The organism is Streptomyces sp. NPDC004838 (assembly GCF_053600955.1).
The window spans coordinates 269,627-280,308 of record NZ_JBSGAW010000007.1; the positions used below are offsets into that span (position 1 = coordinate 269,627).

Below are 10,682 nucleotides of genomic sequence, written 5' to 3' on the forward strand. Positions count from 1 at the left end.
TTCCGGGTATGAGTGAGTCGACACGTCACTCCAGGCACCGGCACCACTTCTTCGACGCGGACGCGGGCCCCGTGGTCCGCCCGTACGCGATGACCCGAGGTCGTACGAGCAGTACGACCCGGCAACGGCTCGACCTGATCGCCCTGGTCGTACCGGAGCCCACGGCCGGTCACCCGGGCCATGACCAGTCGCTCTCTCCCGAGCACGTCGAAATCGTCGAGCGCTGCGGCGAAACCCCCCAGTCGATCGCCGAGCTGGCCGCCGGACTGGACCTCCCCGTCGGGGTGGTCCGCGTCCTGGTCGGCGATCTCGTCGAAGAGGAACTGGTCCACGTAACCCGTCCTGTTCCGCCGGCAGAGCTGCCGGATGTGAGCATTCTCCGCGAGGTGATCAATGGTCTTCGGGCGCTCTAGCAGCCGGAAACCCGTCGAGCCGGTGACGCTCAAAATCCTGGTCGCGGGAGGTTTCGGCGTCGGCAAGACGACACTCGTGGGCGCTGTAAGCGAAATCAGACCACTCCGCACCGAGGAGACGCTGAGCGAGGTCGGACGTCCCGTCGACGACACCGCGGGCGTCGAGAGCAAGACGACCACCACCGTCGCCATGGACTTCGGACGCATCACGCTCCGCGAGGACCTGGTGCTCTACCTCTTCGGCACGCCGGGGCAGGACCGCTTCTGGTTCCTCTGGGACGAACTCGCGCAGGGCGCGCTCGGCGCGGTGGTCCTGGCGGACACCCGCCGCCTGGAGGACTCCTTCGCGGCCGTCGACTACTTCGAGCGCCGGGGCATCCCCTTCACGGTCGCCGTCAACTGCTTCGAGGGGGCCGACCGCTTCCCCGTCGAATCCGTGCGGGCCGCGCTCGACCTCGACCCCGAAGTGCCGTTGATGCTGTGCGACGCGCGCGACCGGGAGACGGTGAAGCTGGTGCTGGTGGCGGTCGTGGAACACGCCCTCGCCCGCGTCGACGCCCAGCGCCAGCACGCGACCACCTGAACCGTCGCCCGGCCACCGCGCTGGGCGGTCTTCCGGGAAACCCCGTGACATGTCCCGGCCATGGCCCTGCCCCGGCGCGAGACCGGGCCCGGCACACACCACCTGCCCGGGGGCGGACGGCCGGGTCGGCGCAGGACGCCCCATGCCCGGACAGCACCGGAGCCGCGGCACCGTCCGAGGTGGCGCAGACGCCTCGCGGCCGCAGCGGATCCGCAGCGATGGCGTCCCTTCTCGTGGTGTAGCCGATCAAGCTGGTGGAATCCCCAGGTCGCAGCTCGAATCACCTTCGCCGGACGCCCTGTTGGCGATCACCGCGCCGTGACCAGCGGTGATCGCACGACGGCCCACAGCGGCACGTACCGGACGGCTCCGAAGCGGAGGCGACAGACCGTGATCGGCTACACCACGACAGGGGACACGACCTCCGCGGCCGCAGCGGATCCGCGACCACGGCGAATCGGCGACCACGGCGGAGGCGGCGACATCCGGATCATCCGCGCGCGTCACCCCGCGGGGACCACACCGTACGCCCGCGGGCGGCGGGACCGCCCACCTCTCCGCGACCCCCCGCTCCCGCGTGGCTTCGCCCACCCGATTCCGCCACGCCTGAACGCCGGGTCGGATACAGTCCGCGCGTGCCCAAGAACTCCCACTGCGGAAACTGCGGAGCACCGTACGGCTCCGTCTCCGACTGGCCTCGCACCTGCCCGGCCTGCGGAGAGACCGCCTACCGCAATCCGCTGCCCGTCGCAGTCGCGCTCCAGCCCGCGTACGACGACAACGGCGCCGGACTCGTCGTCATCACCCGCACCATCGAACCCCGCGCGGGGAAGGTCGCACTACCCGGTGGTTTCATCGACTTCGGCGAGGACTGGCAGCACGCGGTCGTCCGTGAACTCCACGAGGAGACCGGCATCGAGGCATCCCACGGGGACATCCGCCTCGCCGACGCGCTCAGCGCCCCAGGCGGCCATCTGCTCCTCTTCGGCCTCCTCCCCGAACGCCCCGCCGCCCAGCTCCCGCCACCGCGACCGACCAACGAGACGACGGGCTGGCACCTGCTGCACACCCCATCGGAGCTGGCCTTCCCCCTGCACACCACGGCAGTGCGCAACTGGTTCGAGGGCCGCTACACCTGACCGGGCCCCGAGCCCGCCGCCTCGCCCCGAACCCCGCTACGGCCTCGCGTCCTGTCCCCTCACCCGCACCCGCCACCTCGGCGGCCCCGCCCCGCCCCCCTTGACCTGCCTGACCACCACACGCCCGTCCACCAGCCGGCTCGCGTACCGCTCCACCTCGGCCCGAGCCCAGCCGTCGCCCGGGTCCGCGACCACCAGCCCGCCGCCCTTACGACCCGCGGCCGGAGCCCACACCTCCAGCTCCATCCGGCCATCCGCCCCCCGCACCGGAATCACCGAACCGCCGCGAGCCAGCACCGGCACCCGCGACAGCGGCGCGTCCACCAGCACCTGCCCCGGCCCGTCGTACGCCCGCTCCGTGGCCGTGTCGTACCACCGCCCCCGCGGCAGCCGCACCGCACGCCGGTCCGCGCCCCGCTCCAGCACCGGCGCGACCAGCAGCGCGTCCCCGAGCAGAAACGCGTCCTCGCACTCCCGCAGCACCCTGTCCCCGGGCGACCCCCACCACACCGGCCGGACGTACGGCGCCCCCGTATGCCGGGCCAGATGCGCGAGGGTGACGAAGTACGGACGCAGCCGCTCCCGCTCCGCGAGCGCCGCCCGCGCGTACTCCAGAACCGCCGGCCCGAACTCCCACGGCTCCCTGCGCCCCGCGTCGATCGCCGCATGCGTACGGAACAGCGGAAGATACGCCCCCAGCTGGAACCAGCGCAGATAGAGCTCAGGCGACGGACTCCCGTCGAAACCGCCGACATCGGGACCCGAGTACGGCACCCCGCACAACCCGAGCCCCAGGACCAGCGACAGCGACGCCCGCAGCCCGGGCCAGCCGGTGGACACATCGCCGGACCAGGTGCCTCCGTAGCGCTGCATCCCCGCCCACCCCGACCGGGAGAAGAGGAAAGGCCGCTCGTCGGGCCGCAGCCGCCGCAACCCCTCGTACCCGGCGCGCGCCATCGTGAGGGCGTACACGTTGTGGGCCTCACGATGATCGCCGCCCCGCCCCTCCAGCGCGTGCCGCGCCGACCGGGGCAGCGTCATATCGCCGAAGGGGGCGAAGGAGACCGGCTCGTTCATGTCGTGCCACACGCCCGAGAAGCCCTGAGCCAGCCGTTCCTCGTACAGATCCCCCCACCAGCGCCGCACCCCCGGATCGGTGAAGTCCGGATAGGCGCACTCACCGGGCCACACCTCCCCCCGCACCTCGCGCCCCCGCGTATCCCGCACGAAAGCCCCGGCCCTCCGCCCGCTCGCGTACACCGCGTCGCCGGGCTCCGCCTGCACCGCGGGATCGACGATGGAGACCAGCCGCACCCCCTCCGCACGCAACTCCTCCGCCAGCGCCGGCAGCCGGGGGAACCGCTCCCGGTCGACGGTGAAGACCCGGTGCGCGTCGTAGTGGTCGATGTCGAGATGGACCGCCGACAGCGGCAGCTCCCGCTCCCGGTAGCCCGCGACGATCCGCCGCACCTCCCGCTCCCCGCCGAAACCCCACCGGGCGTGCTGCGGGCCCAGCGCCCACGACGGCGGCACCGCCGCCGGCCCCGTCAGCCGTGACCAGCGGTTCAGCACACGCGCGGGCGTCCCCACGATCACCCAGGAGCGCAGCGGCCCGCCGTCCATCCGCAGCTCACTGGTACCCGGCCGGTCATGCCCGGACCCCGCGCCCTCCTCACCCTCCCGCAGGGTCACCCGCCCCTCCCACGAGTTGTCGTGGAAGGCGAGATGCGTCCCCGCGTCGGCGACGACCAACTGCACCGGCATGGTGATGTACAGCGGATCGTCACCGGGCCCGAACGGCCTCTTGGGGTCCGTGTTCCACAGCCGGTACGTACCGTCCCGCAGCCGCGGACCCGACGCCCGGCCGCCCAGACCGAAGAACCGCGCGTCCGCGGCGACCTCCGTCCGCTGCGTCCACCGCGCGGGCCCGCCCCCCACCGGCTCCCACCAGCGAGGCGGCAGCTCCCGGCGGAGCACCACCCCGCCCGGGGTGCGGATCTCGACCGCGCCGTTGCGGGAGACCTCCACCGTCACCCGTTCCGACACCACCCGCCAGCCGCCGTCCTTGTCCGGTTCCAGCTCGGTCCGCGGATCGGGCTCGGGAGCGGAGCCGTACAAGGCGTACGACGGCTCCGGCCCCGCACCGTCCCAGCTCAGGAACACCGCGCCGCCGGTCGCCACACGGATACGCAGCTCGGAACGGGCGAACCGGACGACACCGCCCCCGGGCAGCGGCTCCGCACCGGCGACAGGCCCCGGCACCCTGGCCCGTTCCTCCCCCCGCGCCGCCAGTCCCCGGGCGTCCGTCCGGCGCCGCCGCCACGCGGAACGCGCCGCACGCAGCCCCCGCCGCGTTCCCAGGCTCCGTACCGAACGCACCAGCTCACGACCTTCCATACGGCTCAGCCTCCCACCCGGCCGGGGGCGCCAGGGAGGCGTTCAACTGCCGTTCACCCGCCGTGCCCGACATATGGCCGAGTCCGACCGTACGAGGAGTGCTGCGGAGTGCTCTGGTGCGAAAGACGATCACATGGCATCGTCCGTGTCAGTCGCGTCCTCCGCGCACCCGCTCCGCGCGGTGCCCCGCGAAGACCACAGACACCGAGCAGAGCCCCGCAGGACCGGATGTCAGGGTCTGGTCAGGGCCGCGGGGCCCGGAGAATCACCACGGGAGCCACACTGTGACCTCAGCGAACACCGCGAACCCGGCCGACTCGACGGCGAACCCGGCCCCCCTGTGGCAGCCGGACGCCGACCGGGTCGCCTCCGCGAGGATCACCCACTTCCAGCGCTGGGCCGCCGAACACCACGGAGCCCCGGCCGACGGCGGCTACCCGGCACTGCACCGATGGTCCGTCGACTCCCTCGAAACCTTCTGGCGCGCGGTCGCCGAGTACTTCGACGTCCGCTTCACCAGCCCGTACGAACGAGTGCTCGCCGACCGCGCCATGCCCGGCGCCCGATGGTTCCCCGGCGCCACGCTCAACTACGCGGAGCACGCCCTCCGCGCCGCCGCCGACCGCCCCGACGAGCCCGCGCTCCTCCACGTGGACGAAACCCACGAACCCACCCCCGTCAGCTGGGCCGAACTCCGCCGCCAGGTCGGCGCGCTCGCCGCCGAACTGCGCGCCCTCGGCGTACGCCCCGGCGACCGCGTCAGCGGCTACCTCCCCAACGTCCCGCACGCCGTCACCGCACTGCTCGCCACCGTGGCCGTCGGCGCCGTCTGGACCTCCTGCGCCCCCGACTTCGGGGCCCGCAGCGTCCTCGACCGCTTCCAGCAGGTCGAGCCCGTCGTCCTCTTCACCGTCGACGGCTACCGCTACGGAGGCAAGGAACACGACCGCACCGACACCGTCGCCGAACTCCGCCGCGAACTCCCCTCCCTCCGAGCGGTCGTGCACATCCCGCTGCTCGGCACCGAAGCCCCCGAGGGCGCGCTCGACTGGTCCGCCGTCACCTCGGGCACCGCCGAACCCGTCTTCGAACAGGTTCCCTTCGACCACCCGATGTGGGTCCTGTACTCCTCCGGCACCACCGGTCTGCCCAAGGCCATCGTCCAGTCCCAGGGCGGCATCCTGCTGGAACATCTCAAGCAGCTCGGCCTCCACTGCGACCTCGGCCCCGGCGACCGCTTCTTCTGGTACACCTCGACCGGCTGGATGATGTGGAACTTCCTCGTCTCCGGCCTGCTCACCGGCACCACGGTCGTCCTGTACGACGGCAGCCCCGGCTACCCCGAAACGGGCGCGCAATGGCGCATCGCCGAACGCACCGAGGCCACCTTCTTCGGCACATCCGCCGCCTACGTCATGGCCTGCCGCAAGGCCGGGGTCCGCCCCGCCCGCGACCACGACCTCTCCCGCCTCGCCTGCGTCGCCACCACCGGATCCCCCCTCCCGCCCGACGGATTCCGCTGGCTCCACGACGAAGTGGCGCGGGACCTGTGGATCGCCTCCGTCAGCGGCGGCACCGACATCTGCAGCTGCTTCGCCGGCGCGGTGCCCACCCTCCCCGTCCACATCGGCGAACTCCAGGCCGCCGGCCTCGGCACCAACCTCCAGTCCTGGAGCCCGGACGGCAAGGCCCTCATCGGCGAGGTCGGCGAACTCGTCGTCACCGACCCCATGCCGTCGATGCCCGTCCGGTTCTGGAACGACCCCGACGGCAGCCGCTACCGCGAGAGCTACTTCGAGATGTTCCCCGGCGTCTGGCGGCACGGGGACTGGATCACCATCACCGAACACGGCTCCGTCGTCATCCACGGCCGCTCCGACTCCACTCTGAACCGCCAGGGCGTACGGATGGGCTCGGCCGACATCTACGAAGCCGTCGAACGCCTCCCCGAGATCCGGGAGACGCTGGTCATCGGGCTGGAAGAACCGGACGGCGGCTACTGGATGCCCCTGTTCGTCCAGCTCACCCCCGGCGCCCGACTCGACGACGGCCTCCGCGACCGGATCCGGCGCACCATCCGCGAACAGCTCTCCCCACGCCATGTCCCCGACGACGTCATCGAGATCCCGGCCGTCCCGCACACCCTCACCGGCAAGCGCCTCGAAGTCCCCGTCAAGCGCCTGCTCCAGGGCACGCCCCTCACCAAGGCGGTCAATCCGGGCTCGGTGGACGACATCGGTCTGCTCGGCTTCTACGAGGAACTCGCCCGCACCCGAAAGAGATGACGGCCCTCCCCGCCCGCGTTGTCAGTACCGCCCACTACGGTGAGTAGTCACTGATCGCAGAACGCAGGGGGAATCATGGCATACGACAAGACATCCGCGACGCAGGGCAACCGGCCGCAGCGGGGGAGGCGGCGGAAGGGCGACGACCGGACCGCGGACCGGCCCCGGACCAGGAGGTCACTGCGGCGCACCCTGCGCCGGGAAGTCCCCGCCACCGTGGGCGTCCTGACCGACGCCCACGACTTCGAAGCGATGCGCGCATACCGCACCTTCGCCTTCGACGACCACGCGAGCTACCTCCGGCAGATCGACGACCTGCTCACGTCCCGCGCCGCGGACCGACTGCACACCACCCTCGTCCTCTTCGACCCCGAGGACTTCGCCCAGTACTGCTCCGACGAGGAACTCGACCCGGACCGGTCCCTCAGCCGCGCCCGCTACACCGCGGCCACCGCGGCCCGCGGACACACCCTCACCTACACAGGACAGCCCCTCGACCGGCTTCTGCCCCAACTGATCGACCGAACCGTCCGCCAGGCCACCTGGGAGTACGCGGCCATGCTCCTCGCCGACACCGGCGCGTGCGCGGACTGCGGCCAGGACATCGGCCGCGCCGCCCTCGACCGGGCCTCCCACCTCCTGACCAGGCTCCTGGAAGAGGCCGGACCGGGCAGACACCACCTCGTCTGCAGCGTCCACGCACCCGAGGACCGACTCCTCGCCGTCCTGCACGCCGAGGGCGACTCCATGAAACCCACCGCCCATCTCGACGCCGTCGAGGGCACCGAGTTCGTGACCGTCCTCGCCACCGCCATCGCGCTCGACAACCCCGGCGGAGTCGTCCTGCGCACCAGCACCCCCGACGCACCCGACCGCCTCCACGGCTGGCGACTGCAACAGAGCATCCTCGTCCCGCTCACCGAGGCGGAGGTGTTCAGCGCCTACTGCACCGACGCCACCACCGGCGAACCCATCTCGCCCGAGCCCGGCGTCGAGTACCGCGCCGGTTTCACCGTCACCACCGACGACCCCGAAACCCACCACTGACGAACAGCGCGAGGGCCCCGCACCGGCGGGGCCCTCCCACAACAGAACAGCGCAGCGCCGGACCTACTCGCCGGAGAGCACCGCGCGGGCGGCCACCCGCGCCTCCTCGGCGGTGTCCGCGGCCCGCGCCGCGGCGGCGGCCCGCTCGCACTGGGCCAGCGTGTACTTCGCCAACGTCGCCCGGACATACGGGATCGATGCCGCGCCCATGGACAGCGAGGTGACACCGAGACCCGTCAGCACACATGCGAGCAGCGGATCGGCGGCGGCCTCACCGCAGACACCACAGCTCTTGCCCTCGGCGCGCGCTGCCTCGGCCGACATCGCCACCAGATCCAGCAGCGCCGGCTGCCACGGATCCTGCAGCCGCGACACCGCACCCACCTGTCGGTCGGCGGCGAACGTGTACTGCGCCAGATCATTGGTGCCGAGCGAAAGGAACTCGACCTCACGCAGAATCGAACGCGCCCGCAACGCGGCGGACGGAATCTCCACCATCGCACCGAACTTCGCCCGCAGCCCGGCCGCACGGCACGCGTCCGCGAACGCCTTGGCGTCCGTACGGTCCGCGACCATCGGCGCCATGACCTCCAGATACACCGGCAGCCCCTCGGCCGCCTTCGCCAGAGCCGTCAGCTGAGTCCGCAGCACCTCCGGATGGTCCAGCAGACTCCGCAGACCACGCACCCCCAACGCCGGATTCGGCTCATCGGCGGGCGTCAGGAAGTCGAGCGGTTTGTCCGCGCCCGCGTCCAGCACCCGCACGACCACCCGGCCCTCCGGGAACGCCTCCAGCACCTTCCGATACGCCTCGACCTGCTTCTCCTCCGACGGCGCCTGCCCGCTGTCATCCAGGAACAGGAACTCCGTACGGAACAGACCGACACCTTCGGCACCGGCCTTCACCGCCGCCGGCACATCATCGGGACCGCCGACATTGGCCAGCAGCGGCACCTTGTGCCCGTCCGAGGTCGCACCAGGACCAGTCGACGAGGTCAGAGCGGCCTTGCGCTCCGCCGCCGCGGCCTCCAGAGCGGCCCGCTTCCCGGCACTCGGTTCGACGAAGATCTCACCGGTGCTGCCGTCGACCGCGATCATCGTGCCCTCGGCCAGTTCCCCGGCCCCCGGCAGCGCCACCACCGCGGGCACCCCGAGCGCTCGCGCGAGAATCGCGCTGTGACTGGTCGGACCACCCTCCTCGGTCACGAAGCCGAGCACCAGCGTCGGATCGAGGAGCGCGGTGTCCGCCGGCGCCAGATCCCGCGCGATCAGCACATACGGCTCGTCGCTGTCCGGCACACCCGGCATCGGCACCCCGAGAAGCCGCGCCACGATCCGGTTCCGTACATCGTCCAGATCCGCGACCCGCCCCGCCAGATACTCACCCGCACCCGCCAGCAGCGCCCGATACGAAGCGAACGCGTCGTACACCGCACGCTCGGCCGTGCTGCCGACGGCGACGCGCCGATCGACATCGGCCATCAACTCGGGGTCCTGCGCCATCAGGGCCTGCGCCTCCAGCACGGCCTGCGCCTCGCCGCCGGCCAGCTGGCCCCTGGCGTTGAGGTCGGCGGCCACGGCGTCCACCGCCTGACGGGCACGCCCCTGTTCCCGCTCCGTGTCCTGCGCCGGATTCTGCTTGGCCGGCGGCTCCAGCACCGCCGTGCCCATGTGCCGGACCTCGCCGATCGCCACACCATGGCTCACACCGACGCCTCGCAGCGTTGTCTCCATTTCACCCGTCTCCGATCGAGCGACGGCCCGTGCCGCCGCGGTGGATGTCCAACAGGCCGTTCACCACGGCTTTGGCATCACTGCCAGGAGAAGAGAGCGTCCCCGGGCTTCACATCGCCGTTCTCACGGACGTCGGAGAGGGAGTCGGCCGTGGCCTCCAGCGCCACGATCGGACAGATCGGCGACTTCCCGGCCTCCTCGACGGCCGAAGGGTTCCAGCGCACCACGGCCTGGCCACGAGTCACCGTGTCGCCCTTGTCGACGAGCAGTTCGAACCCCTCGCCGTTGAGCTGCACCGTGTCGATGCCCAGGTGCACCAGCACACCGTGGCCCTCGCCGTCGACCACCACGAAGGCATGCGGGTGCAGGGAGACGACGACTCCGTCCACGGGAGCGACGGCGTCGGAAGGTTCACGTACGGGATCGATCGCGGTGCCGGGACCGACCATCGCACCGGAGAACACCGGATCGGGCACCGCCGAGAGTCCGATGGCACGTCCGGCGAGAGGGGACGTCACTGTGGTCATGGAGAGCCTCCCAGGGGTGGAGATTCGTCACTGCGCCGTCACTGCCTGTCCCGGACGGCACACCGTTCAGAAGCGTATGTCATAGGAAGTCCTAGTTCCGCCCGAAAGCTACCGGTTGACGGATCTAGGGACGTACCGGAAACGATTTGCCTCGCCTTACGGCGACCGGTACTGTCGTACCCCTGCCTGATCCCAACGCGGCATTGAGTCGGGGGTCGGCAGCGACCTATCAAGCCCCGATCCTAACTGGTCTACACCTCTGTCTGTCGCAACGTCTGTCGCAGGGTGGTGGTCAGGGGGACCGAAAAAGCCTGATATGGTTTGAAATGTCGAAGGGAAAAGCCCGGAGGGCCTGGAAGGGTCTGATGGAAGCGTCCGTTCCTTGAGAACTCAACAGCGTGCCAAAAGTCAACGCCAGATATGTTGATACCCCGTCCCTTATTGGGATGTGGTTCCTTTGAAAAAGTCCTACCAGTCTTCTTGCATACCCAGTGTGGTGTGTGGGTGCTGGTGGGCGATGTAACACAGCGAGGATGCTGTGGACAATCCTTGGATTA

At 71.0% G+C, this 10,682-nt stretch carries 8 protein-coding genes; 5 read left to right on the forward strand and 3 right to left on the reverse strand.

The window, feature by feature from the left end:
• Positions 1–8: 8 nt before the first annotated feature.
• From ACWEFL_RS11280 to ACWEFL_RS11290, 3 genes are all read left to right on the forward strand, one after another.
• Entirely contained in the window at positions 9–413 is a 405-nt protein-coding gene (locus ACWEFL_RS11280) for a DUF742 domain-containing protein (RefSeq protein WP_451710412.1), read from the forward strand.
• The gene (locus ACWEFL_RS11285; RefSeq protein ID WP_451710414.1) at positions 394–996 is read left to right on the forward strand and encodes a GTP-binding protein; all 603 of its coding nucleotides are present in this window, start codon (positions 394–396) and stop codon (positions 994–996) included. The genes ACWEFL_RS11280 and ACWEFL_RS11285 overlap by 20 nt, the downstream gene beginning before the upstream one ends.
• Positions 997–1,631: 635 nt before the next feature.
• Positions 1,632–2,135 (forward strand): NUDIX domain-containing protein, encoded by a 504-nt coding sequence (locus ACWEFL_RS11290; protein WP_451710415.1) that lies wholly within the window; start codon positions 1,632–1,634, stop codon positions 2,133–2,135.
• 36 nt (positions 2,136–2,171) lie between these two features.
• Here the strand turns inward: ACWEFL_RS11290 and ACWEFL_RS11295 are convergent, their stop codons facing one another.
• The gene (locus tag ACWEFL_RS11295) at positions 2,172–4,532 is read right to left on the reverse strand and encodes a glycoside hydrolase family 31 protein (RefSeq protein WP_451710417.1); all 2,361 of its coding nucleotides are present in this window, start codon (positions 4,530–4,532) and stop codon (positions 2,172–2,174) included.
• 284 nt (positions 4,533–4,816) lie between these two features.
• Here ACWEFL_RS11295 and ACWEFL_RS11300 point away from each other — a divergent pair, with 284 nt between their 5' ends.
• On the forward strand, positions 4,817–6,817 hold the full coding sequence (locus tag ACWEFL_RS11300) for an acetoacetate--CoA ligase (RefSeq protein ID WP_451710419.1): 2,001 nt from the start codon (positions 4,817–4,819) through the stop codon (positions 6,815–6,817).
• Between the two features lie 75 nt (positions 6,818–6,892).
• Positions 6,893–7,864: a hypothetical protein gene (locus tag ACWEFL_RS11305; protein WP_451710420.1), complete on the forward strand. Its 972-nt coding sequence runs from the start codon at positions 6,893–6,895 to the stop codon at positions 7,862–7,864.
• Positions 7,865–7,927: 63 nt separating this feature from the next.
• On the opposite strand, the gene ptsP is transcribed toward ACWEFL_RS11305, so the two are convergent.
• Together ptsP and ACWEFL_RS11315 are read right to left on the reverse strand one after the other, a co-directional pair.
• Positions 7,928–9,598, reverse strand: a complete 1,671-nt coding sequence (gene ptsP / locus ACWEFL_RS11310) for a phosphoenolpyruvate--protein phosphotransferase (protein WP_451710422.1) — start codon at positions 9,596–9,598, stop codon at positions 7,928–7,930.
• A 77-nt stretch (positions 9,599–9,675) separates the two neighbouring features.
• Positions 9,676–10,125: a PTS sugar transporter subunit IIA gene (locus tag ACWEFL_RS11315; RefSeq protein ID WP_451710424.1), complete on the reverse strand. Its 450-nt coding sequence runs from the start codon at positions 10,123–10,125 to the stop codon at positions 9,676–9,678.
• Positions 10,126–10,682 lie beyond the last annotated feature (557 nt).

Coding starts and splice junctions, on each gene's coding strand:
- ACWEFL_RS11280 (WP_451710412.1), top strand. CDS start 9: ATGAGTGAGTCGACACGTCACTCCAGGCACCGGCACCACTTCTTCGAC.
- ACWEFL_RS11285 (WP_451710414.1), top strand. CDS start 394: ATGGTCTTCGGGCGCTCTAGCAGCCGGAAACCCGTCGAGCCGGTGACG.
- ACWEFL_RS11295 (WP_451710417.1), bottom strand. CDS start 4,532: ATGGAAGGTCGTGAGCTGGTGCGTTCGGTACGGAGCCTGGGAACGCGG.
- ACWEFL_RS11305 (WP_451710420.1), top strand. CDS start 6,893: ATGGCATACGACAAGACATCCGCGACGCAGGGCAACCGGCCGCAGCGG.
- ptsP (WP_451710422.1), bottom strand. CDS start 9,598: ATGGAGACAACGCTGCGAGGCGTCGGTGTGAGCCATGGTGTGGCGATC.
- ACWEFL_RS11315 (WP_451710424.1), bottom strand. CDS start 10,125: ATGACCACAGTGACGTCCCCTCTCGCCGGACGTGCCATCGGACTCTCG.